We start from the raw sequence: 24285 nt of genomic DNA, 5'->3' as shown, positions 1-24285 counted from the left end.
CCCGGTGGGTCCGCCGCCCGCCCACCGCGGGCCCCCCCCGCCGGGCGGGGTCCCGGGCCCCCCCCGGGCGTTCACACCCTCCGGTCCCCCCCCCGGGTGCGTCCCGGCCGGTCGCCGTCAGCCGGCGGACGGTGTCCGCGGCCGGCGACGCCGGCCTGACCCCGGCGCCGCGATCACCGTCACCGGTGCTCGCGCCGCAGCCGCATCTGGGTGTACGCGCGGTTGGCCATGGTGGTGAGCAGCACGGCGGAACTGACGTGCGTACGGCCGGTGGAGAGGTCCCGCCAGACCCGTTCGAGGCGCTCTCCCTCCCGTACGGAGGTGCTGCCGCCGGTCGGCTGGATGATCTCGTCGACGGCCCGCCAGGCCAGTGACGTGGCCTCTCGGCAGGTCAGCGCGATCCGCAGGTCCTCCTCGGCGGTGAACGCACCGACCGGCTGCTCGGACAGCTCGTGCCAGCGCCGGGCCGTGGCGAGCACGAGCGTCTCGGCGGCGTCGATCATGCTGCTGGCCTGCCCGTACCAGAGCTGGAAGTCCGGGTCCTCCACCCGGGGCGGGAACGGCGGCAGGATCGTGGGCCGGGAGAACATCAACTCGGTGTACGCGTCGAGCGCGCCCTGGCACATGCCGACCGCGATGTGTGCGCCCTCCAGGGCCATCGAGCTGGCCGGCGCACCGCCGTACTGCGGGTGCTCGTGCAGGTCACGCCCGGGGGTGCCACCGGTGACCGAGATCTCGTTGAAGTCCAGCTCCAGGCCGAAGTGGCCGGGGATGTGCCCGTCGGAGATCCGGATGCTGTGCGACCCGCTGCCCTTGAGGCCGAGCTGCCAGCCCCAGTCGTCGAGCATCTCCCACTGGTCGCGGGGCGCGATGAACAGCAGCGGGCGCGGCGGCTGCCCCTCCTCGATGATCATCGTGTTGCCGATGAGGTGGGTCGCGTACGGCGCGCCGGAACAGTACTTCCAGACGCCGTTCAGGATCCAGCCGCCGTCCGCCGCGCGCCGGGCCGTGCCGTGCGGGGCGTTGACGAGCGGTGCGATGAAGTCACGATCCTTGAAGATCTCGGCCTGCGCCTTCTCGCCGAACATGGTGCCGACGAACAGCGAGTGCGCCGCGCCCAGGCAGTACATCCAGCCGGTCGACGCGCAGGCACGGGTCAGGATCATCACGACCTGCAGGAAGGTGTCGAAGCCGAACTCGTAGCCGCCGTAGCGCTTAGGCACCGTGATGCGGTAGAGGCCCGCGTCCCGGAACGCCCGGTGGGTGTCCTCGGCGTAGTACGTTCGCTCCTCGGTCTCCCGCTGGCGGGCCACCAGGGTGGACCCCAGAGCCCTGGCCCGCTCGATCAGCACGGCCGGGGTGACGTCGGGCTCGGATGACAGGGCCGCGCCCTGCACGTCGTTCGCGGTGACGGTCATGGGTCAGCCTCTCAGATCGCCGCGTCCGGGTCGGCCGCCATCTCGGCGATCACGCCGAGGTATCCGGCCACCTGCTCTTCGATCTGGGCGCGTTCGAACAGGTGGCGGCTGAAGCTGAGCCCACCGACCACTTCGGTCTTGCCCAGGTGCATCGACCAGATGATGCCGTCCGGGGTCTCGGAGCCGACCGGCTGCGGCTTGACCCGCCGCCAGATCGCCGTGTACTCGAGGTCGCCGATTCGCTTGCCCTGCATGAGGTAGGGCGGCTGGACGGCCTGGAACAGGCACGGCACCGCGTCGGGGCTCACCGAGGCCATCAGCTCGGGCGCCTCGGCGAGCACGTGCAGCAGCGGCAGCTCGTGCTTGAAGGCGCCGACGCAGGCAGTCCTGGTGCGGGTGACGACGTCCCGGAAGGAGCGGCAGTCGCGCAGGTCCACCCGGAGCGGGAGGAAGTTGAAGAACGACCCGACCGTGGCCTGGAAGCCGCGCTGGCGGCCCGGGGCGAACGTGGGCACCGTGATGTCGGTCGCCTGGGTGCGCCGGTGGACGAAGACGGCGAACGCGGCGAGCAGCACCATGAACGGCGAGCTGAGCGTCTCCCGGGCCAGCCGGGACACCTCGGTGCTGAGGTGCTCGTCGGTGGTGAAGCGGTGGTAACTCGTCGCCGGGGCCTGCTCGTTGCGGTGCGTCGGCTCGACCAGGATCCGGGCGCCGCGCAGCGTCTCACGCCAGTAGGCACGTGCGGCCGCCACCGTCGGCCCCGCGGCCTCCTCCTGCTGCGCGGAGACGTAGTCGCGGTACTGGGTCGCCTCGGGCAGCCGCGGCTCGTCCCCGGCGACGCGCGCCGCGTAGCACTCCGCCAGGTCCCGCAGGATCACCTGGAGCGACCAGACGTCCGCGGCGCTGTGGTGGGTGCAGAGCACCAGCACCGAGTCCTGCTCGTCGAAGCGGCCGAGCACGGCCCGCATCAACGGAACCTCGTCGATCGGGAACGGCCGGGTCTCCATCTCGATCATGAGTTCCTCGGCGCGCTGGTCCCGGTCCACGCCGGGCGAGCCGTCCAGCTCCACCTCGCGCAGCTCGGGCGGCCGGGCGGGCAGCACGCTCTGGGTGCCGCCGCCGTTCTCCAGGTGCAGCACCGTACGCAGCGCCTCGTGCCGTTGCACCACGTCGGCCAACGCCCGGCGCAGGACCTGCCCGTCGACGCGTCCGTGGATGCGCCACCCGCCGACCTCCACGTAGTGCGGCCCGAACGGCCCGGCCTCGAAGCCCTGGGCGAACATGCAGAGGAACTGCTGCTGCAGCGAGAGCGCGCTGGGCGCCTGCGGAGCTTCCGGAGTGATGGTCATGGGAACTTCTCCTTACTGGAGGTTGATGCCGGCGTCGTCGAGGGCGTCGAGCAACGTGCCGCGCGCCAACTCGTCGGCGACCGACTGGACGTCGTCGGCCAGGTAGCGGTCGTCGGCGAGGGTGGGCACCAGCGACCGGACGGTGCTGTAGGTGACCCGGGCAGCCGGGCTGAGGCGGTCGAGGCGCCCGGAGACGTCCACCGCCGCAGCGGCGGCGAGGAGCTCCAAAGCGAGGATGAGGAAGTTGTTGCCCAGGACCCGCCGGCAGTTACAGGCGGCGACCAGCCCCGCACTGGCCCGGTCCTCGTCGTCGTCACCGGGCGGGCCGCCGGTGCTGGCCGGACCGATCGTCCGGTTCTCCGCGACCAGCGCGGTGGCCCGGTACCGCGTGCCGGCGGAGCCGGGACCGCCCTTGATCAGGCTCTCCGGCAGGCCGTCGTCGACGCGCCGGTGGAGCAGCCGGCTGCTGCGCCGGGCGGAGGACGCGCCGAGCCGGGCGAGCGCGATGGTCAGGAAGTCCATCACGAAGGCGACCGGCTGGCCGGTGGGCACGTCCCGGTCCGGTGGGAACAGCGCACTGTCGTCGGCCGAGTTGAGTTCGATCTCGAGCGTGCGCGTGGCGTGCCCGAGGGTGTCCCGGACCGCGCCGATCACCTGCGGGACGCAGGGCCACGAGTAGGCCTGCTGGAGAACGACGTCGGCGCCGAACACGGCCCCGTCGCCGTTGCCGCCCGTCATCCTGGCGGCCACTCGCCGACGGCGGTCCGCGTGGTCGCTGATCAGCCTGCTGCCGCCGGTCAGCGCACGCATGTTGGCGGCGCTGGCGATCTGGCCGGCGTGCGGGCGGGCCTCATGGCCGGCCGCCTGGAACGGGCTCGGCGAGCCTTGCAGCACCTCGACGACCAGCGCCGCGGCGATCTCGGCGTGCCGTGCCTGCGCCAGCGCGTGCTCGGCCACCAGGGCGGCCACGCCCGTCATGGCCGAGGTGCCGTTGAGCAGCGCCAGGCACTCCTTGACGTCCAACCGCAGCGGCTCGATGCCCAGCGAGCGCAGCACCGGCCCGACCGGCGTCCGCACCCCGTCCCGCAGCAGGTGCCCCTCGCCGAGCAGCGTGCCGACCATGTGGGCCAGCGCGGCCCGGTCCCCGTCGGCGCCCAGCAGTCCGGTCTCCGGCACGGCCGGCGTCAGACCCTCGTTGAGGTGGAGCGCGAGACGTTCGAGCACCACGGGCCGAACCGCCGACGGCCCCTTGGCGAGGGCGTTCAGTCGTGCGGTGGTCACGGCCCGCGCCTCGGGCTCGCCGAGCAGCGGTCCCACGGCGGCGCTGTGACCGCGTACCAGGCCGGTCCGCAACTCGGTCTCGTCGGTCGCTTCGGTGAGCAGGCGGACCATCTCGCTGTAGCCGGTGGCCACCCCGTACACCGGGAGGTGCTGCCGCACGGTCTGCTCGACCTGCTGCCGGCTCACGGCCGCGCGCTCCAGCACCCGGGTGCCGAGCGCGACCGGCACGTGGTCCTCGGCGATCCGGCGCAGATCGGGAAGGCCGAGCGTCGCGCCGTCGAGAGCGACGTGGACGCCGGTACCGACCGTGGTCATGACGCTCCCTCCTGGTGTGGCGAAACGGATGGTCACTGTCCCGGCTGCCGGGCCGCGTCCGATTGGCGGAGGAGTGACGCCGGTCAGGCGGCGCTGCGCTCGAATTCCGGCTGGGTGTCCCGCTCCTCGCTCATCCGCTCCATCGCGTACTTGCGTGCGTCGAGCAGGGCGAGCAGGACCGGCGGGTCCAGGTCGCGGGCCGGCCGCAGTTCGAGATCCGCCATGATCGTCGAGTCGGCCCGTACCGTGAAAGGGCCGTAGGTGGCGACCGACACGGGCCGGTCGGCGATGTCCGTCCCGGTTCCGGCTCCGTCCAGCGACACCGACTGCGCGAGCAGGTACCAGGTGCCGACGGGCACCGAGTTGAAGACGACCCGGCCGGGTTGCTCCAGCACCGCGCAGCGCGCCGGTCGGCCCTCCGGGATCCGGTGGGCGAACATGCCCAGGAAGATCACCGCGTCGTCCGACTCGGGCAGCCGCAGCCGGCAGGACAGCCGGGCGTTCGATCGGCGGCTCGCGCTGTCGGTGGCGGCCTGGATGGCGGCGGCGTAGCCGGCGCGGCGGCGGTACACGGTCGGCGACATGCCGACGCTGCGGCTGAAGCGCGAGCTGAACGTGCCGACGCTGTTGTACCCGACCCGTACGCTGATGTCCGCGACGTTCATCGACGTGGAGACAAGCAGCTGCTTGGCCTTCTGCAGGCGCAACGCCGACAGGAAGCGGCCGGGCGAGACGCCGGTGAACCGCTGGAAGATCCGCGTGAAGTGGAACTTGCTGAACATCGCGGCGCGAGCCAGGTCGTCGACGGTCAGCTCATCGCCCAGCCGCTCGTGCATGGCTTCGATCGCCCGTAGCACGGCCCGTTCGGCAACGTCCTGCATGGTCTCCCCCTCATGACAGTTGACGAATCTAGAGTGGCAGCGCAATTCTGACGACAATTTACGGTCGCCTGGACAGCGACATAAAAATAATCGCCCAAATTGCTCTCGGGACAGCGTTACCATCGATCGATGTGGAACTCTTTGATCCCCGGAGACAGGCTAGCCGACCCCCTGTGGGCGATCAATACCCTCCACTTACCACCCGGGTACGCAGCGCACACGTGAAGTAGTTCTGGATATTGAAACTATCTGCTGCCGCCGGAATCCGCAGCCCAGGGCACATCTGCCGGAATGGATACTGATACTCGCCGATGCTTGAACCTAAAATCGACACCGTCGATGCAGCATTCATTCATGAAGTGCTCGAATACGGACGTTCTACACCATTAGCAGCCGGTCCGCCGACTCTTCTCAGAAACGACTTCGCCCGCCTGGACAGACCAGGCCACACTGGCATTACAAATCGACACAGGACGGTCAGCAGCCGACACCCCGCCCGCGCCCGCCGGCCCGAACCACCCACCCACGACGCCGGCCGCGCGTCGACCGCCGGACGACCCCTGGCAGGCCCCGGACGCCGCGCACCCCGCTTCACCCCCGGCCCGAGCACTCCGACCTGCGGTCGGCCCACCCGGTGGTCCGCCGCGGCAAGCCGACCCCGGACCACCACACCCGGTCACGGCGCACGCCGCGGCCCTGGATGAAGCAGGGCGAGGGCGCCAACCTCGTCACGCACCGTAGCCGCGACGCTACCTAGCACGGACAGAGAAGACACCGGAAACGTGCCGCATCGACAATATGCATGCCCGCACAATCCATCCGCACGAGGGAGACCGTCGGCAACGCGACTCAATGAGATTCCCGCCAGCACCGTCGCGGCACCCGTGACGCACCACGCTGGGCAGCGGCCTGAGGCGCGCGCCGCCGGACTCCACCCGTCAATACTGTCCGCTAATTGACGGCCCACCTCAATCAATCGCTATTACCCGACGGTAGAAAACGGCAGTGATAATCGACTCCGGGCACCGTCGGGCCGGCGAGTTAACGATCCGCCACAGTTACGTAGTGCGACCGTAAGCGGCCTCGGCTCCGGTCGGTGCCGCTTTTGGTGTCAACCAGGGCACCCGTCTTCTTTCACACAGCCACGACATGGCCCGTCAAAGTACAATCACACCGGGCTCGCGGGACGAACTGATGCAGGGAACAGATGCCCGCGGAATATGGGGGTTTCCATGCGAATATCGGATCTGAGCAAACAGACCGGTGTACCGGTTCCCACGATCAAGTTCTACCTGCGCGAACGCCTGCTCCCGCCGGGCGAGCCGACCGGCCGCAACCAGGCCGTATACGGCGAGGCACACCTGCGTCGGCTACGACTGATCCGCGCGCTCACCACCATCGGCCAACTCGACCTCACCACGGTCCGCGCCCTCCTCACCGCGATCGGAGACGAGGCACTCCCCCTTCCCGGGCTCTTCGACGTCATCAACCGCACGCAGGTCCCGCAGGAGGATCCCCGGCCGGACAACGCCGACGTGTTGCGTGCCGCACGCGAGGACGTCGAAATCCTGATCAAGGAGCACGGCTGGCGGGTCGATCCGGAATCGCCCGTCAGCAGCCACCTGGCGCAGGTGCTGGCGGCACTGCGACAGCTGGGCTGTGACTGCGAGATGGACTTCTTCTCCCCGTACGCCGAGGCGGCTGAGCGCCTCGTCGTCCGAGAGCTCGACCTGCTCTCTCCCGAGAAGCCCAACCGGGGGGAGGCGGCCGCCCGCAGCGTCCTGCTCGAGGTCGCGCTGACCGCGATCCGCAGGATGGCTCTGGAGCACCACGTCGCCCTGCGGTTCGACTGACGGCCGCCCGCATCGTCCCGGCTCGCCCCCGCCCTCCACAACGGCAGACGCCACCCCCGGCGGGGGTGGCGTCTGCGTTTCGCGGCGGCGTCAGACCTGGGCCGACGCCTCCCTGGTCACCGCCGGCCCCGCCGCAGGATCGCCGTCGCCCGTGGCATCCGGCGTCCCGCCCGTGGGTGGGAACCGGCGCAGCACCGTGACAGCCACCACCGCCAGCATCGTGGCGATCACCGCGGAGATCCCCGCCACGCTCTGCAGCGCCGTGGTGAAGGCAGCGCGTGCGTCCTCGAGCAGGGCCGCGCCGGTGGAACTCGGGAGGCCGGCCACCGCGGCGACCGCGCCCGTGATGTTCTCCCGGGCCGTCTCGGCAACGCCTCCCGGCACGCCCGCCGGCACATCCAGCAGGCCACGGTAGATGCTCGTGCCGATGGTGCCGATCACCGCGATGCCCAACGCGACGCCCAGCTCGCCGCTCATCGACGAGACCGACGACGCCGAGCCGGCCTGCTCCGGAGGCACCGAGCTGACCACGAGACCAGTGGCGATCGACGCGAAACCGCCGGCGCCCAACGACACCAACGCGATGGCGACGATCGGCAGGGCCAGCGGGCCGGTCTTCTGCACCTGCGTCATCAGCAGGAAGCCGGCCACCGACGCGACCAGGCTCATGGCGATGACCACGCCGGGGCGGATTCTCCGGGCCAGGATCGGCGCGGTCATCGAGCCGGAGACGAGCGCCGCCGCGGAGACAACGCTCCAGAGCCCGGTCTCCAGCGGCGTCAGGCCGCGCACCGACTGGAGGAAGAGCGTGAAGATCAGCGACATGCCGGACATCATCACCGAGCCGATGATCATGATCATGAGGGCGCCGGTGAAAGCCTGATGCCGGAAGAGCTTCAGGTCGAGCAGAGGATCCCGCCGGCGCTTCTGCCGCTGCACGAACAGGAAGCCCATCACCAGCCCGGCCACCAGGGCGAGCGCGGGCGGGACCGCCCACCCGTCGCGCGCCAGCTTCTTGAGGCCATAGATGACAGGCAGGATCGCACCGAGCGACAGCACCACGCTGACCAGGTCGATCCTGCCGCCGTCCGGGCCACGGTACTCCGGCAGCAACACCGGCCCGGCCAGCACGATCACCAGCATCACCGGCACGTTGATAAGGAAGATCGAGCCCCACCAGAAGCTGGTCAGCATGGCACCGCCGACCACCGGACCGACCGCCGCGCCGCCCATGAAACAGCCGATGAAGACCGCGACGGCCAGGCCCATCTGCCGTGGGTCGCGGAACATGTTGCTGATCAGGGCGAGCGCCGACGGCATCACGGTGGCGCCCGCGACACCCATCAGGGCCCGGGCGAGGATCAGCATCTCGGGGGTGGTCGAGTACGCCGCGAGCAGAGACATGAGCCCGAAGGCGGCCGCGCCCACGAGCAGAATCCGGCGCCGGCCGATCCGGTCGCCCAGACCGCCCATGGTGATCAGGAACCCGGCGGTCAGGAAGGCGTACACGTCGATGATCCAGAGCTGCTCGACGCCGGTGGCGCCCAGGTCGGTGCTCAGTTGCGGGAGTGCCAGGAAGAGCACGCTGGCATCGACGGACAGCAGCAACGCGGGAAGGGCCAGCATCGCCAGCCCGATCCACTCGCGTCTGCCGGCCCGAGCCGGCTCAATGTCGTCAGTGGGGGGTCGCATCAGGCATCCTCCTGGTCCGTTCCGTCACCGGTGGACCCGGGACGGGCCTCCAGCGGGGAGCAAGACTATCGAACTCAATGTCCGTTTTGTTCTTCGAGCTTGCCCAGGTGACGTCCGGCGGCTCCGACACGCGGCACACACCACCCCCGAATTGATTGCGATCCACTCCTCTTTGGCATATGGTGCACCGATTGCAAACCGCAACCAGGCTGGGGGTCACCATGCACGAATTCACGCCACAGACCGCCGACGGCAAGGTGCTCTGGCACTTCTCCATGTCCCTGGACGGCTTTGTCGCGGGACCGGACCACTCGATGGACTGGATGGACGGTCTCTCCGACACTCCGGGGATCATCGAGCCGTACATCGAAACCCTCGGCGCCGTGCTCGGCGGTCGGGACGGCTACGACAAGTACGGCGACACCAAGCCCTACGGCGACTGGGACGGACCGGTCTTCATCCTCACCCACCACCCCGAGGACGCCAAGCCGTCGCCCGGCGTCACGTTCCTGAACTGTGACGTCGCCGAGGCGTTGCGGATCGCCGTGAAGGCGGCCAACGGAAAGAACGTCGAGGTCCACTCCGCCTCGATCGGCCGGCAGCTGCTCCAGCTCGGCCTCATCGACGAGATCGACCTGCACATCGCACCGGTGCTGCTCGGCGACGGTATCCGACTGTACGACAACCCGGGCGGCACCCCGATCCGGCTGCGCGCGACGCTGCAGGAAGACCCGCTGGCCGAGCTCACTGTTCGCTACCGTCCAATCCGTGATCTCTGAACGCCCCTGCCGGACACGGTCGTCAGGCCCGCCTGTCCGAACTGGACCGGCTAACGACGCGCCCCGTCGTGCCGTCCGAGATCGCGCAGCCGCAGTTCGACGGCCGGAGGCAGCGCGCTGACGACCTTGACCGGGGCGACGTCGGACTCGGGCAACCGTTCGGCGACGAAGCGGCGGATGTCCTCGGCCAGCTCCGCCGCCTGTGGGTGGTTCAGGTAGTGCGCCGCCGACTCGATCGGTTCCCGCACCTCGTAGAGGTCGGTCAGCGGCTGCTCCGCGGCGGTGCCGAGGAAGACGGCGTCCATCTCGTCTGGACGCGCCGATGCCGTCACCACGACCGTACGGTCGAGGCGCTCGGCGAGGAGGTGCAGATCCTCCGGCAGCCAGCCCCATGCCTCCCGGGACGGGACCGGCTCGACGCGCTCGATGGCGGCCGCCGCGGCCACGAGTGCGGTCAGCGCCCGGTTCGGGATGCCGGTCACCCGCAGGTCCTCGCCCGCCCGCTCCGTGAGCAGACGGGTGAGTCCGGTGAGGTCGGCACCGTCGGACAGATCGCCGAACCGCAGCCGGGGCACACCGGCGAGTGAGCGGACCGGCGCCGGCCCCTTGTGCAGGACCGCGTCGAACCGGAAGCTGGTCAGCTCGTTCACCGCGGAGCTGCGCTTGAGCTGGATGTCGACACCCACCACGTCCGGCAGCTCCCGCGCCGTGGCGACGAAGTACTCCGGGGCGAGCAGCATCCACTGCTGGGTGACAACCGCCTCGCGTACCCGGTCACGGATCTCGGCCGGCGGGGCCGCGGGGTCGCGTGTGCGCTGAACCTCGGTGAGGAACTGCGGCAGCAGGCTCAGGTTCCGGTTGTCACCGACGAACAAACGGCCGCCCGGCGCCAACACCCGCATCGCCTGCTCGATGAAGCGGCGCAGATACCCGTGCCCGGGGAAGTGCATCGTCACCGAGTTGAGGATCACCGTGTCGAAGTACCCCTCGGGGAAGCGGTCGGTCTCGACGGCCTCGGCCGCCCGCAGGTGCACCCGGCTCGCCCAGGGAACGCCCGCGCTCCGCAGCCGGGCCCGCAGCTTCGCGATGGTGACCGGCGAGAAGTCGGTGGCGCGGTATTCGACGCAGTCGGGGGCCAGGTGCCAGAGCAGCAATCCCGACCCGACGCCGACCTCGAGCACCCGCGACGGCTTGAAGGCACGGACGCGGCGGACGGTCGCCGCGCGCCACTGTTCCATCTGGTCGGTCGGGATGAGCTCTCCGGTGTAGCTGCTGGTCCAGCCACTGAAGTCGGAGGTGTGCCCGGCCGCCTCGGAGTCGGCGGAGTAGAGGTCGTCATAGAGTCGGCGCCAGCGCGTGACGAACTCGGGCTGCCGTACATCGGCCGGTACCACATAGATCACACCATCTCCCACGGCCGCGCGCTCCACCCGGGGGTGCGTGCCGAGGACGGTCTCGAGGCCGGTCATCGCCCGCTCCCCATGGCCACCGCCTGCGCGGCCAGCGCCCGCAGATCGACCTTGGCGTTCCTGGTGAGGGGGAACGCCTCGATGAAGGCCCACAGCTCCGGCACGGCCCACGCTGGCAGCGTCTGACCGACCCAGGTCCGCAGCTCGGCCGGAGACGGGGCCGGGCCCTCAGGGATGACCCCGGCGATCAGCCGCTGGTCGGCGACCTTGCCCTCGCCGACGACGACCGCGTCGCGCACTCCCGGGTGCTCGCGCAGCCGCCGCGCCACCGCCTCGGGCTCGACGCGAAACCCGCGTACCTTGAGCTGCTGGTCGAGGCGACCGACGAACATGAGGCGACCGCGACCGTCCCAACGCACCAGGTCTCCGGTGCGGTAAAGGCGCTCGCCCGTGTCCGGCGCCTTCGCGCCGAAGGCGCGGGCGGTCTCCTCGGGTTGGTCCAGATAGCCCTCGGCGAGCGCGATGCCGCCGACGCAGAGTTCACCGACCGCGCCTGGCGGCACGGGGTGACCCTCGTCGTCGAGCACGAACAACCGTGTGCCCGTCAGTGGCCGGCCGATCGGCAGCGGGTCGCTCACCTCGGCCGGCGAGTCGAAGTGGTGGATCGTGGTGAAGGTGGTGCACTCGGTCGGGCCGTAGGCGAGGCTGATCCGCAGTCCCTCGTGGCGTTCCAGCACGCGCCGCACCTGCTGTGGCGGTGTGACCTCACCACCGGTGATCACCTGACGCATACGCGCGAACGCCTCGGGCCGGTGGTCGGCCATGAGCCGGAACAGGCCGGTGGTCAGGAACGCGACGGTGACCTCACGCTCGATCAGGAACCGGGCCAGCTCGGTCGGGGCGACCGGCCCGTCCGGAAGGACCTGCAGGCCGGCGCCGGACAGCAGCGACCCGAAGATCTCGAACGTGGACGCGTCGAACGCCAGGGGCGCGGCCCGCAGGAAGCGCTCGCCGGGGCCCTTGCGCGCATAGTCGGCGTCGCGGATGAGGCGGACCACCGCGCGGTGCGGCACGGGAACGCCCTTGGGCCTTCCGCTGGAGCCGGAGGTGAAGGCGATGTACGCGAAGCGGCCCGGGTCGGCGGGCGCCGGCTCAGGCCCGGGTTCCAGCGGCATCGCAGGCGTCCACGGTTCGACCGACGGCCGGCCGGCCAGCTCGGCCACCTCGGGCGCGCCGATGACGGCCACGGGCGAGACCTGGCGGAGGATCTGGGCGAGCCAGTCACGTGGGGCGGCCTGGTCCACCGCCACGTAGGTCGCTCCTCGATGCAGCACCGCCAGCACGGCCACGACCTCGGCGACACCGCGGGGTACGGCCAGCACGACGCGGTCGCCCGGGCGGACCTGGGCCAGGGCGGCGGCCTGGGTACGCACGGCGGCGAGCAGTTCGTCGTACGTCAGGTCATCGACCGCCACCTCGTCCGGAAAACGCTCTGCCGTCTCCTCGAAGAGGTGCCACAGATCCGCCTCGCAGTCGGTGGCCGGCCCGTCGGAGAGCTCCTCCAGCCACCGCCGCTGCCCCGCCGAGATGGCCCGCACCGTCGACACCGGCGCGTCCAGGTCCGTGACCAGCTCCTCGAGCGCCGCCGTGAAGCCCTCGATCAGGGCGACCGCCTCGTCCGGCCGGAAGACGCTCGGCTGGTACTCCAGCTGCAACGACGGCCGCTCACCCCAGTTGGTGAGGAACAGCGTCGTCTCCATCATGGACGAGCCGCCGTATCCCTCGTGCAGCCGCAGGTCCAGCCCACCCGCGCGCAGCCGGTCGCCCACCAGCTCGTCGTGGGCCTCGAACACGGCCTGGATGACCGGCGTCCGATCGCGGACCTCCTCCTTCCCGAGCGCCCGGATGATCTCCTCGAACGGCAGCTCGGAGCGGCCGGTGGCGGCGGACCAGGAGGCGGCCCAGGCGCGCAGCTGCTCGGCGACCGTACGGGTGCCGCCGATCTGGAAACGTACCGGTACGATCCGCACGCACAGCCCGAGCACGTCGTGCAGCTGAATGGCCTCCCGCCCGGACATCGCGACGCCGATGGCCAGGTCCCGCAGACCGGCCCGACGCCCCACGGCCATCGCCCAGGCGCTGCACACGACGACGGTGTGGGGCACGCCGAGCCGCTGCGCGGTCGCCTCGACACGGTTCCGCAGCTCGGCGCTCAGGCTGAACGGCAGGTGCACGCCCGTCACGTCGGGGACCTCGGGCCGCTTGCGGTCGACGGGCAGTGGCACGGTGTCGGGCAGCCCCGCGAGGTCCTCGACGGCGAGGCGGGTCAGCTCCGCCAGCCGCCCGTTCTCGCTGATCTCCCGATGCCAGGCCGCGATCAGGTCGGGCGAAGGCCCGGGCTCGGCGACGCCCGTGGCGTACGCGTGGGCGAACGCGTGCCAGAACCGGCCCAGCGCCCACCCGTCCATCAACGTGTGATGGAACAGGACGCTCAGCAGGTCGGGCCCACCCTCGACCCGGGTGTGCACGAACAGGATCGGCGGCTCCTCGAACGGCCGCAGCAGCCCCGGCGCGGCCGAGAGCTGGCCGTGGACGATGGCCACCACGTCACCGCCGGCCGGCGGTGACAGCCGCTGCTCGATCAGCCGCGGTTCCCAGCTGGGCAGCACCCGGCGGCTGAAGTCGTCGCCCGGAGACCCGGAGACGTACCCGCCGTGGGAGGACGCGGCGGCCTCGCGCTCGGCACGCGCGGCGGCGCCGGAGGTAAAGATGGTGCGCAGTGCCTCGTGGTTGCGGGTGAGCGCGGCCAGCGTCGACCGCAGCCGCTCCGGATCGAAGGGTACGGCGCTCTCCGCCGTGAAGATCACCCGCACCGGGCGACCGTCGATCATGTCCTCGGCCAGGAGCATGCCGGCCTGGCCGGTCAGCAGCGGCCGGTCCACGGCGGTGCTGTCGTCGCCGGCCGACACCGGCTGGTACGCGGTCGCCTGCGCCATGGCCTCCGTGAGCGGCACGGCCGCCCGCAGTGCGCGCAACGGTGGCGCGACGCCCAGCCGGCGCTCGACCCGGGCGGCGAAGTCGGCCGCTCGCAGGGAGGTGCCGCCCAGATCGATGAAGGATGCGGTGTCGGCGCGCTCCTCGATCGTCTCGGTCGCGCACCCGAGCACCTCGGCCGCCACTCTGGCCCATTCCCTGCGATCAACTCCGCCGGGTCCGACTGGCGCACGGTCGAGTTCGTTCGTGGTCATCGCCACCCCTACCGGTCTCGGCATCTCTGTCGATGCAGCCATGCTTCTCGATTCCGGAGACGCAACGCACCTCTCGCCTTGCTCTACCGCCACTGCCGGCCCGCGTGGGCTGGCCGTCCGCACGACCGAGGATCCGCCCTCGGCACTGTCCGCACGATCGAAGATGCCCGCCCGGCCGGCCGGTTGCGAGACTGACGCGCATGAGTCTCTCCATCGCCTGGCGGGACGGTGCCGTCGAAGCGGTCGACCAGTGCGCCCTGCCGCACGAGTACCGGCTGCTGCGGCTCACCACGCCGGGCGAAGTGATCGACGCCATCCAGCGCCTGGCCATCCGGGGGGCCCCGGCCATCGGAGTCGCCGGTGCGCTCGCGGTGGCGATGTCGGCGCGGGCGCACACGCGCGACGGCGTCTGCGACGAAGGTGCCGTCCGCGCCGACGCCCGGCGGATAGCCGACGCACGGCCGACCGCCGTGAACCTGAGCTGGGCGGTACGCCGGGTGATCGGCGAGCTCAGCGGCGGTGCAGACGCCGTGCTCGCCGAGGCGAACGCGATCCTCGTCGAGGACGAGCAGCGTAACCGCGCAGCCGCCGACGAGGCCGCCGAACTCGTCCGGCGGTTGTGCGGGCGGAAGCCGTTGCGGCTGTTGACCCACTGCAACACTGGCCGTCTGGCCACTGCGGCGTGGGGCACGGCGCTCGGCGCCATCCGCGTTCTCGCCGGCACCGGCCACGTGGCCGAGGTGCTGTTCGGTGAGACCCGGCCGCTGCTGCAGGGCGCCCGGCTCACCGCGTGGGAACTGGCCGAGGCCGGCATCCCGCACCGCATGCTGGTCGACTCGGCCGGGCCGGCCGCTCTGGCCTCGGGCATGGTGGACTGCGTCCTGGTCGGGGCGGACCGGGTGTGCGCGAACGGAGACGTGGCCAACAAGATCGGCACCTACTCGCTCGCGCTGGCCGCGCACCGTGCCGGCGTCCCCTTCATCGTCGTCGCACCCGAGTCGACCCTGGACATGTCGCTGGCCAGTGGTACGGAGATCCGCATCGAGGAGCGCGCGGCCGGTGAGGTCACCGCGTTCGGCGGGGTGGAGGTCGCGCCGGCGGGCACCGCTGTGTTCAATCCCGCGTTCGACGTCACGCCCGCGGAGCTGGTGACCGCCGTCGTCACCGAATCCGGGCCGTTCCGCCCGCTGACGACGCCGCTGTCGGCACCGCCAGTGGGTGAGCCGGTCTCATGACCTGGTCCGTCGACGGCGCGGGCAACGCCCTGGCCGAGACCGCCGCCGCGCTCTACGCCCGCGGCTGGCTGGAGGGCACCGCGGGCAACCTCTCGATCCGGATGCCCGGTGGCGAGACCGCCCTCATCACCGCCAGCGGCGTCAGCAAGGGCTCGATCACCGGCGCCGACGTGGTCGAGGTCCGCATCGACGACGCGCGCCCGGTGCGGGCCGACGCCCCGAGGCCGTCGGCCGAGACCACCATCCACGCGGCGCTGTACCGGTTGTCCGCCGAGTCCCAGGCGGTCGTCCACGCCCACCCGCCGTACGCCACCGCGACGGCGATCCTGGCGGCGCGGCGCGGCGCCGACAACGTGACGTTCACGGACCTGGAGATCATCAAAGGGCTCGGACTCTCCGATCCGTCCAAGGTCGTCGTTCCGGTGTTCGACAACCACGCCCACGTGCCCCGCATCGCCGGCGACGTCCTCGACCGCATCGCCGCGGACGCGCCGCCGGTGATGCTCATCGGCAATCACGGGGCGACCACGTGGGGGCCGACGCTGGACATCGCCCGCAACCGCATGGAATGCCTGGAGGCGATGTGCCAGCTCACGTTGTTGGTCGACCGCTCATGACGTGCCATCAGTGACAAGGAGATCTGAGATGACCCTGCTACAGGTCATGCCCAAGGACGACGGTACGAACGTGTTGACGCGCACCGAGGACATCGCCGAGATCGCCGCCGAGCTGGCGCCGCACGGCATCCGGCTCGAGCGCTGGGCGACCGTCCCGCTGGCCCCGGACGCCGGGCAGGAGGAGGTGCTCGCCGCCTACGCCTCCGAGGTGGAGCGGCTCTCGGCCGAGGGCCCGTACCCGCTCGTCGACGTGGTCCGGATGGTGCCGAACGACGCCGACCCGGAGTGGCCGGCCAAGGCGGAGGCGGCCAGGACGAAGTTCCTCAACGAGCACACCCACGACGAGGACGAGATCCGCTTCTTCGTCGAGGGCAGCGGATGCTTCTACCTCCACCTCGGTGACAAGGTCTACGCCGTGGTCTGCACGGCCGGTGACCTGATGTCGGTCCCGGCGGGCACGACGCACTGGTTCGACATGGGCACCCGGCCGCACTTCTGCGCCATCCGGTTCTTCCAGGAGGAGGACGGCTGGGTGGCCGAGTTCACCGGTTCGGAGATCGCGTCCCGGATCCCGACCCTCGACGAACTGCTCGCTCCCGCGTCCACCTCATGACCGGTGCGGTCGTCCTCGACATCGAGGGCACGGTCAGCCCGCTGTCAGCCGTGCACGACGTGCTGTTCCCCTACGCCCGCGATCGGATCGAGAGCTGGGTGCGGCAGGACCGCCCCGGCACCCGCGAGGTGGTCGCCGGGGTTCGCGGCCTGCTCGGCGACGGTTACGACCTCGACGACGTGGTACGGACGCTGCTCGACTGGCACGACCAGAACGCGAAGCACAGCCCGCTCAAGACGCTGCACGGGCTGATCTGGGAGCAGGGTTTTCTGGCCGGTGAGTTGTCCGGTGTCTTCTACGCGGACGTGCCGCCGGCACTCGCCGAGTGGCACCGGCTCGGCACGCCCTGCTGGATCTACTCCTCCGGTTCCGCGCTCGCCCAGAGGCTCTGGTTCTCCCGCAGCGACCAGGGGGATCTGCTCGGCTACCTGGCGGGGCACTTCGACACGGTGACCGGCGGCCCCAAGCGGGACCCGGCTTCCTACCGGAGGATCGCGCACGCCATCGGCGCGGACGGCAGCGACATCCTGTTCCTGTCCGACAGCCGGGCCGAGCTGGACGCCGCCCGGACGGCGGGCTGGCGGGCCGTGGGCGTACGCCGGCCCGGCTGCGAGACCGACTTCGGCACCCACCGGGTGGTCGACGACCTCGCCGGGTTCGGCGCGAGAACGGAGGTGGCCTGAGTGAGCAACGACGTGCTCGTCCCCAAGTTCGCGGCCTTCCGCAGAACGATCTTCGCCGAGATGACCGCGCTGGCGAACCGAACCGGCGCGATCAACCTCGGTCAGGGCTTCCCGGACAGCGACGGTCCTCCCGAGCTGCTCAAGGCCGCAGCGGAGGCGGTGCTCGCCGGGCACAACCAGTATCCGCCGCTGCCGGGTGTGCCCGAGCTTCGCCGCGCGATCGCCGAGCAGCGGTCGGCCGACTACGGCACACCGTACGACCCGGACACCGAGATCCTCGTGACCGCGGGCGCCACCGAGGCGATCACCGCCGCGATCGCCGCTCTGGTCCCGGCGGGCGACGAGGTCCTGGTGTTCGAGCCCTACTACGACTCGTACAGCGCGGCGATCACCATGGCCGGGGCCCGCCGGCGCACCGTACCGCTGCGTCCGGAGCACGACCGCTTCACCTTCGATCCCGACGAGCTGGCCGCGGCGGTGACCCCACGCACGCGCGCGGTGCTGGTCAACACGCCGCACAACCCGACCGGCACCGTGTTCTCGGCGGCCGAGCTGGCCCACATCGCCGCCGTCTGCCGCCGGCACGACCTGATCGCCGTCACCGACGAGGTCTACGAGCACCTGACCTTCGACGGGATCCGGCACGTCCCGCTGGCCTCGCTGCCGGGGATGGCGGAGCGAACGCTCACCATCTCCTCCGCGGGCAAGACCTTCAACGCCACCGGCTGGAAGGTCGGCTGGGCGTGCGGGCCCGCGCGGATGGTCGCCGCCGTGCGGACGGTGAAGCAGTACCTCACCTTCGCCGGCGGCACGCCGTTCCAGTACGCCGTCGCCGCGGCGCTGCCCGAACGGCACGGCTGGCTGAACGAGCTCCGGGCGCGTCTCACGGCCGCCCGCGACACGCTACGGGACGCGCTCACCTCGTCCGGATGGCAGTGCTTCTCCTGCGAGGCGGGCTACTTCCTCCAGGCGGACGCCCGGTCGGTCGGCTACCTCGACGGCACCGCGCTGTGCCAGGACCTGGCCACCAAGGCGGGCGTGGTCGCCATCCCCAGCTCGGCGTTCTACGCCGACACCGAGGCGGGGCGGCACCTCGTCCGGTTCGCGTTCTGCAAGAGTCACGCGGTGATCGCCACCGCCGCCGGCCGGTTGGCCGAGTTCGCCAGCACCACGAAGCAGCGGGAAGGAGCGGCATCATGGCGGGAAGCACGCCGGTCGGTGTGATCGGTGGCAGCGGGCTGTACTCGCTGCTGGAGGAAGCCGAGCAGGTCAGCGTCGAGACTCCCTACGGGGAGCCGTCCGACAGTCTGGTGCGCGGCGTGGTCGGCGGCCGCGAGGTGGTCTTCCTGCCCCGGCACGGCAAGGGCCACCGGCACCCGGCCCATGTGATCAACTACCGTGCCAACCTCTGGGCCCTGCGGTCGCTCGGCGTACGCCAGGTCCTCGGCCCCTGCGCGGTCGGCTCGCTGCGCCCCGAGCTCGGGCCGGGCACGTTCGTCGTGCCCGACCAGGTGGTCGACCGGACCAGTGGCCGCGCCGCCACCTTCTTCGACACCGGCGCCGTGCACGTCGGCTTCGCGGATCCGTACTGCCCGGACGGACGGGCCGCGGTGGTGAAGAACGCGGCCGAGTTCGGGCAGCCCGCCGTCGACGGAGGGACGATGGTCGTGATCAACGGCCCGCGGTTCTCCACCCGCGCCGAGTCGCAGTACTACGCTCGGCAGGGCTGGTCGCTGATCAACATGACCGGCCTTCCGGAAGCGTCGCTGGCTCGCGAGCTGGCCATGTGCTACACCTCGATCGCTCTCGTCACGGACCTCGACGCCGGCATCGACGAGGAGAGCGCGGTGGCACAGGACGAGGTCTTCCGCGTGTTCTCCGAGAACGTCGAGCGGCTGCGCGAACTCGTGTTGCGGACCGTGGCGGGGCTCGGTGACCAGGGGGAATGCCGGTGCGCCCACGCGCACGACGGGCTCACCATCCCCTTCGTCCTGCCGGGGTGAAGCCTGCCGGAATGACAGGGGGACCGTCCTCCCGCAGGACGGTCCCCCTGTCGTCACCGGCGCCGGGCCTGGTCCGGCGTCAATCCCACGGCATGGCCTTCGCGATGTCGTTGCGGTACCGGATGCCCTGGAAGCTCACCTCGGCTATCGCCTGGTAGGCGTGCGAGGCCGCCTCGTCGAGCGTGGCGCCGCGACCGACCAGGTTGATGCTCTTGCCCCCGTCGGTGACCAGCTGGCCGTCGGGCCGGGTGCGGGCGGCACCGTAGAAGACGAGGCAGCGGTCCCGGTCCACGGCGTCCAGACCGGTGATGGGATAGCCGCGGCCGTACTCCCCGTAGGGCCAGCCGGGAAATGACCGGCCGGGCTCCCTGGTCGGCCCCTGGGTGGCCACGACGTTCACGAAACACTCGTCGGTGACGGCCAGCGGCGGTTGCCGGTCGAGGCTGCCGTCCAGGATGGACGCGGCCACCTCCGTGAAGTTCGTCGTGATCCGGGGGAACACCACCTCGGCCTCCGGGTCACCCATCCGGGCGTTGATCTCGATGAGGTGGAGCTGGTCTCCGACGAGCATGCAGCCGACGTAGATCACCCCGGTGTAGTGGAGTCCCTCGGCGTTGATCGCGGCAAGCAGCGGCCGCAGCATCTGACGCTCGAACCTCTCGATCTCCTCGGGTGTGTCGTCCGGGCTCGGCGAGAAGGCGCCCATGCCGCCGCACATGACGCCGCGGTTGCCGTCGTCGGACCGGGGGTAGTCGACCGCCATCGGCAGCATCAGGTGGTGTTCCCCGCCGACCAGCGCGAAGTACAGGAGTTCCCGGCCGACCAGCTTCTCCTCGATGATGATGGTTCGTCCGCCGGGGCCGAAGTCCCGGGAGACCATCAGCCGGTTGATCGCGTCGATCGCCTCGGCCTCGGTGTCGCAGATGAAGACGCCGTTGCCCTGGCACGACTCGTTGCCCTTCACCACGTGCGGGCCGTCGACCGAGCGCACGTACGCGATGGCGGCCGCCGGATCCTCGAAGTACCGGTATCCCGCGGTCGGGATGCCGTACTTCACGCACAGTTCCTTCGTGAACTTCTTGCTGGACTCGAGACGGGTCGCGGACCGGTCCGGGCCGATGGTGGGGATCCCCGCGGCGCGCAGCTCGTCGACGAACCCTTCGGTCAGCGATCTGGGATGGGCCGGCATGGCCAGGTCCGCGCCGATCTCCCGGGCGTACTCCACGACCGGGCCGGAGTGGTAGATGTCCAGCCAGGGCGCCGAGACGATGCGATCGTCCGTGATCGCCGCGCAACCGGGGGCGAGGTGCACGGTGACGTCCGGGTCGGTTCTCACGAACAGGTCGGCGAAGGCGTGGCCCCGGCCGGCGTAGTCGATGATGAGCACATTGCGCATCCAAGGGCTCCCGTTGGGGCGGCAGTTATGGGACTCGGGAAATCCGGGGTGAGCCGTCACCCGCGAGATCGCGGGGCGACACGCCGACGTGGTCGGCGAGGGCCTGGGCGAACGCCTCGGCGAGCGCTTCGAGCTGGTCGGCCCGGTCGCCCGCGTAGAGCCGCAGGAAGGGGGGCTCGCCCTCGGCGAAGGCGTCCGCGGCGGACACTCGTGGGATCGAGAAGCCGAAACTGGCTCCCTTGGTCACCTGCACGCCCGAGACGCGGGCGTAGGCGAAGATCCGGTCGAACAGCAGGTTGAGCTCACCCTTGGTGTTGCGGTCCCGGTCGTGGAACAGGAACGTCACACACCCACCCGCGTACGGCAGCCGCTCGGCGATCCGGACGTCGGGGTGGTCGGGCAGACCGGGGTAGAAGACCGCGCCGGCATCGGTGACCCGGTGGTCGCCGCGCAGCAACTCGGCGATCCGCAGGGCGTTCGCGCCGATCCGCGTCATCCGCCGACGATAGAAGGATCGCTGATACCGCGGGAACAGGTCCGCGCCGTGCCGGTAGAGGATCAATCCCGTGTTGCGGCGTTGCCGGTCGAAGGCCTCCCGCAACTCGACCGGGTAGGCCACCATGCCGGCCATGCCGGCGTCCATGCCCAACTGGAGGTACTTCGAGCCGCTCTCGTAGTACAGCACCTCGACCTTGTCGTCGCTGTTCAGCAGGTCGGCCGGCATGCCACCGGAGAGCATGGTGCCGTCGATCACGACTGTGGTCCGCTCGATGACCGCCGAGCGCAGCCGGGCCAGCAGGCCGGGCAGGTCGATCATCCGCTGCTCGGCCGTGTTCGACAGCGGGTCCACGAAGAGGGCTCGCGGCCGGTAGTGCACGACATCGGCGATGATTTCCTCGACGCCGTACCCGGAGGCCCGCTCGACCCGGACGAACGGCAGCGTGACCAACTGCTCGGACGCCTCGAAGTAGATGTACGGCGCCATCAGGACCAGGTCGCCGTTGCGCAACCGCTCCCGCAGCAGGAATGCCTCGACCAGGGTGTAGGCGGCGACACCGGACGAGGTGGCGCTGATCGAATGGCGCTCCGGTGACAGGCCGAGAACGTCGAGCAATTGCGCCTCGACCCGGCGCACCGGATCGTGCTCGTAGCGCTCGTAGTTCACGATTGGTGAGCCCTGCGCCCGGAGGTCGAAGAATTGCACGGCCACCGACTGGTCGAATGCGGCCGAACGCCATTCCAGCGCACCACGGACATAGGAGTGCGTGGCCAACCCGAAGCGGAGCGCCAGCTCGCTCGCCGACAGCAGGCTCGCGTCGATCGCGGACAGTGTCAGAAGCAGGTGCCGCTGCTCGGCGATGCGCTCGCCGGCCGCGTCGGCCGCGGCGACCAGGGCGGCGACGACCGGCTCGTCCACCGGTAGCGTGTTGCGCTCGCAATATCCGACGAACTCGTCGATGTCGTGCCGTGCCGTGCTCAGCTCCCAGGCGCAGCTGTCCAGCGCTTTGACCAGGTCCTTAACCTGGTCGGACGCCTGCGGCCCGGCGACGTCGCCGACCGGCCCCGTGGTTGCCGGCGGGCCGCCGGAGAGGACCCGCGGCTCGCCGCTGTCGTCGGCCGTCGACCGCGTGTGCTCTGGCAACGTGCTCCTCCAACTCGGGCCGGCTGTACCGGGAACGCCGCTCCGGCGGACATCGTCACGCCAGCTCTGATGCTACTTTGTGGCCACGCCACGAAATCTTGTTCCAAATTGCTCAATTGCCGGATCACGTCGACCTGGTCGGTAGGCATGGGCACACTTGTCACGAATCTTGGGCTACATTGCCGGTGAGGGGATACGACGCTGTCATGGATGTCGACCCGCAGGCGCCACCCGCGAAGCAGGCGCGCAGCACGGGAGCGGCCGACCTCTCGAAGCGCCAGGGGCGGACGACCACTCCGACGCCGATCCTGAACCGCCAGATGGTCCTGTTGCTGCTGGCCGCGTTCGGCGCGCTCACGAACTTCTTCCTGCTCCTGTCGGTCGTCCCGCTCTATGCCGGCGGGTCGGACGCGGGCGACGTCGGTGCCGGTCTGTCCACCGGTGCGATGATGCTGTCCACGGTGCTGCTGGAACTGGCCGCGCCGAAGTTGCTGGCCCGATGGGGCTATCGGACGGTGCTGACGCTGGGGCTGCTCCTGCTGGCGGTGCCGTCGCTGTTGCTGACCGTCTCGGCGGCGGTGGAGCTGGTCATCGCGGTGTCGCTGGTGCGGGGCGCCGGGTTCGGCATCTTCGTGGTCGCCGGCGGCGCCCTCGTCGCCGAACTGGTCCCACCCGAACGCCGCGGGGAAGCCCTCGGGCTGTACGGGGTCATCTGCGCGATACCGGCCGTCGTGGGGTTGCCGGCCGGGGTGTGGCTCACCGACCACGTCGGATTCTCGACGATCTTCACGGCGATGACGGTGATCGGGTTGGCCGGGGTGATCGCCGTGCTCCTCCTGCCGTCCAGGGCCGGCCGGGTCGAGCAGGAGCCCAGGGTCTTCAAGGGGATGACAGGAGCGCTGGCCCGCCCGACGCTGATCTTCACGGCACTCGCGGTGGCCTCGGGCGTGTTCGCCACCTTCCTGCCGCTGGCGGTGTCGGCGGATTCACGCGGCCTGGCCGCGCTGGCTCTGCTCATCCAGTCGTGCCTGGTCGCGCTGGCGCGCTGGGCCGCGGGCTGGATCGCCGACCGTCACGGCGTGTCCCGGCTGCTGGTCCCGGCCGTGCTCTCGGCGGCCGTCGGCACCCTCTGCGTGGTCTGGCTGGACAGCCCGGTCGCGGTGATCGCGGGCATGGTGCTGTTCGGCATCGGTTTCGGCGCGGGGCAGAACGTGACGATGGTGATGCTGTTCGAGCGGGTCGACAAGGCCGAGTTCGGCCGGGCGAGCGCGCTGTGGAACTTCGCCTACGACGCCGGGCTCGGGATAGGCGCCGTGGGATTCGGTTTCGTGGCCGACATCCTCAGTTACCCGGCCGGTTTCGCGCTGACCGCGGCGCTGCTGCTGATCGCCGTCGTCCCGGCCGTGCGGGACCGGAGCGCCCGGTCGTCCACGGGGCAACTGAGCACGCACGAGGATGACACCCGGGTAGGGACTTCTTAGCATCGCTGGCATGAACTTCACCAACGTGGATCCCCCGCATCTCGCCGATCCGGGGCTCTCCCAGGGTGCGCTCGTCACCGGTGCGCAGCGGCTGCTCTTCATCACCGGTCAAGCGCCGTTGACCGCCGAGGAAGCGGTGCCGGAGGGCTTCGAGGCACAGTGCCGGCTGGTCTGGCGCAACGTGCTGGCGGTGCTGCACGAGGCCGGGATGACCGTCGAGAACCTCGTCAAGGTCACCACCTACCTGGCCGATCGCTCCGACCGGGAGATGAACTCCAAGATCAGGCAGGAGATGCTCGGCGGCCACCGGCCCGCTCTGGGGATCATCATCACCGGATGCTGGGACGAGTCCTGGCTGCTCGAGATCGAGGCCATCGCGGCAGCCTGATG

Annotated in this window: 19 protein-coding genes; 10 read left to right on the top strand and 9 right to left on the bottom strand. The window is 70.6% G+C overall.

Annotated elements, in window-relative coordinates:
- Window positions 1–179 precede the first annotated feature (179 nt).
- The 4 genes from AB0D28_RS17240 to AB0D28_RS17225 all read right to left on the bottom strand — a co-directional run bounded on the left by AB0D28_RS17240 (window position 180) and on the right by AB0D28_RS17225 (window position 5244).
- Window positions 180–1418, bottom strand: a complete 1239-nt coding sequence (locus tag AB0D28_RS17240; protein WP_357386737.1) for an acyl-CoA dehydrogenase family protein — start codon at window positions 1416–1418, stop codon at window positions 180–182.
- An 11-nt stretch (window positions 1419–1429) separates the two neighbouring features.
- A complete protein-coding gene (locus AB0D28_RS17235; RefSeq protein ID WP_357386735.1) occupies window positions 1430–2767 on the bottom strand; it encodes a condensation domain-containing protein in 1338 nt (445 codons plus the stop codon).
- Between the two features lie 12 nt (window positions 2768–2779).
- A complete protein-coding gene (cmdF, locus tag AB0D28_RS17230) occupies window positions 2780–4363 on the bottom strand; it encodes a tyrosine 2,3-aminomutase (protein ID WP_357386733.1) in 1584 nt (527 codons plus the stop codon).
- An 83-nt stretch (window positions 4364–4446) separates the two neighbouring features.
- Window positions 4447–5244 (bottom strand): AraC family transcriptional regulator, encoded by a 798-nt coding sequence (locus tag AB0D28_RS17225; protein ID WP_357386731.1) that lies wholly within the window; start codon window positions 5242–5244, stop codon window positions 4447–4449.
- Between the two features lie 1220 nt (window positions 5245–6464).
- On the opposite strand from AB0D28_RS17225, the gene AB0D28_RS17220 reads away from it, so the two are divergent.
- A complete protein-coding gene (locus tag AB0D28_RS17220; protein ID WP_357386729.1) occupies window positions 6465–7097 on the top strand; it encodes a MerR family transcriptional regulator in 633 nt (210 codons plus the stop codon).
- Between the two features lie 90 nt (window positions 7098–7187).
- Here AB0D28_RS17220 and AB0D28_RS17215 read toward each other — a convergent pair whose 3' ends face one another.
- Window positions 7188–8789 (bottom strand): MFS transporter, encoded by a 1602-nt coding sequence (locus AB0D28_RS17215; protein ID WP_357386727.1) that lies wholly within the window; start codon window positions 8787–8789, stop codon window positions 7188–7190.
- Window positions 8790–9010: 221 nt separating this feature from the next.
- Here AB0D28_RS17215 and AB0D28_RS17210 point away from each other — a divergent pair, with 221 nt between their 5' ends.
- Window positions 9011–9568, top strand: coding sequence for a dihydrofolate reductase family protein (locus AB0D28_RS17210; protein ID WP_357386725.1), 558 nt, complete (start codon window positions 9011–9013; stop codon window positions 9566–9568).
- Between the two features lie 50 nt (window positions 9569–9618).
- Here the strand turns inward: AB0D28_RS17210 and AB0D28_RS17205 are convergent, their stop codons facing one another.
- Both AB0D28_RS17205 and AB0D28_RS17200 read right to left on the bottom strand, forming a co-directional pair.
- On the bottom strand, window positions 9619–11037 hold the full coding sequence (locus AB0D28_RS17205; protein WP_357386723.1) for a class I SAM-dependent methyltransferase: 1419 nt from the start codon (window positions 11035–11037) through the stop codon (window positions 9619–9621).
- Window positions 11034–14156, bottom strand: a complete 3123-nt coding sequence (locus AB0D28_RS17200; RefSeq protein WP_357386721.1) for an amino acid adenylation domain-containing protein — start codon at window positions 14154–14156, stop codon at window positions 11034–11036. Before AB0D28_RS17200 ends, AB0D28_RS17205 begins: the two co-directional genes overlap by 4 nt.
- Before the next feature lie 269 nt (window positions 14157–14425).
- Between AB0D28_RS17200 and mtnA the strand changes: the two genes are divergently transcribed.
- The 6 genes from mtnA to AB0D28_RS17170 are packed head-to-tail and all read left to right on the top strand — an operon-like array spanning window position 14426 to window position 19376.
- On the top strand, window positions 14426–15460 hold the full coding sequence (gene mtnA / locus AB0D28_RS17195; protein ID WP_357386719.1) for an S-methyl-5-thioribose-1-phosphate isomerase: 1035 nt from the start codon (window positions 14426–14428) through the stop codon (window positions 15458–15460).
- A complete protein-coding gene (gene mtnB / locus AB0D28_RS17190; RefSeq protein ID WP_357386717.1) occupies window positions 15457–16077 on the top strand; it encodes a methylthioribulose 1-phosphate dehydratase in 621 nt (206 codons plus the stop codon). The genes mtnA and mtnB overlap by 4 nt, the downstream gene beginning before the upstream one ends.
- Window positions 16078–16105: 28 nt before the next feature.
- Window positions 16106–16690: a cupin gene (locus AB0D28_RS17185; RefSeq protein ID WP_357386715.1), complete on the top strand. Its 585-nt coding sequence runs from the start codon at window positions 16106–16108 to the stop codon at window positions 16688–16690.
- Entirely contained in the window at window positions 16687–17373 is a 687-nt protein-coding gene (gene mtnC / locus AB0D28_RS17180) for an acireductone synthase (RefSeq protein WP_357386713.1), read from the top strand. Before AB0D28_RS17185 ends, mtnC begins: the two co-directional genes overlap by 4 nt.
- The gene (locus AB0D28_RS17175; protein WP_357386711.1) at window positions 17374–18597 is read left to right on the top strand and encodes a pyridoxal phosphate-dependent aminotransferase; all 1224 of its coding nucleotides are present in this window, start codon (window positions 17374–17376) and stop codon (window positions 18595–18597) included.
- A complete protein-coding gene (locus AB0D28_RS17170; RefSeq protein ID WP_357386709.1) occupies window positions 18570–19376 on the top strand; it encodes an S-methyl-5'-thioadenosine phosphorylase in 807 nt (268 codons plus the stop codon). The genes AB0D28_RS17175 and AB0D28_RS17170 overlap by 28 nt, the downstream gene beginning before the upstream one ends.
- A gap of 79 nt (window positions 19377–19455) precedes the next feature.
- Here the strand turns inward: AB0D28_RS17170 and purD are convergent, their stop codons facing one another.
- Window positions 19456–20772 carry a phosphoribosylamine--glycine ligase gene (purD, locus tag AB0D28_RS17165; RefSeq protein WP_357386707.1) on the bottom strand — a complete coding sequence of 439 codons (1317 nt, stop codon included), beginning with the start codon at window positions 20770–20772 and terminating at the stop codon, window positions 19456–19458.
- Window positions 20773–20797: 25 nt separating this feature from the next.
- Window positions 20798–22414, bottom strand: a complete 1617-nt coding sequence (locus tag AB0D28_RS17160; RefSeq protein WP_357386704.1) for a PLP-dependent transferase — start codon at window positions 22412–22414, stop codon at window positions 20798–20800.
- A 77-nt stretch (window positions 22415–22491) separates the two neighbouring features.
- Here AB0D28_RS17160 and AB0D28_RS17155 point away from each other — a divergent pair, with 77 nt between their 5' ends.
- Both AB0D28_RS17155 and AB0D28_RS17150 read left to right on the top strand, forming a co-directional pair.
- Window positions 22492–23895, top strand: coding sequence for an MFS transporter (locus AB0D28_RS17155; RefSeq protein ID WP_357386702.1), 1404 nt, complete (start codon window positions 22492–22494; stop codon window positions 23893–23895).
- Between the two features lie 10 nt (window positions 23896–23905).
- On the top strand, window positions 23906–24283 hold the full coding sequence (locus AB0D28_RS17150) for a RidA family protein (RefSeq protein ID WP_357386700.1): 378 nt from the start codon (window positions 23906–23908) through the stop codon (window positions 24281–24283).
- Window positions 24284–24285: the final 2 nt, after the last annotated feature.

Origin of the sequence: Micromonospora sp. NPDC048169 (assembly GCF_040652815.1) — a bacterium.
Classification (GTDB): Bacteria; Actinomycetota; Actinomycetes; order Mycobacteriales; family Micromonosporaceae; genus Micromonospora.
This window is presented reverse-complemented; position numbering and strand designations above follow the sequence as displayed.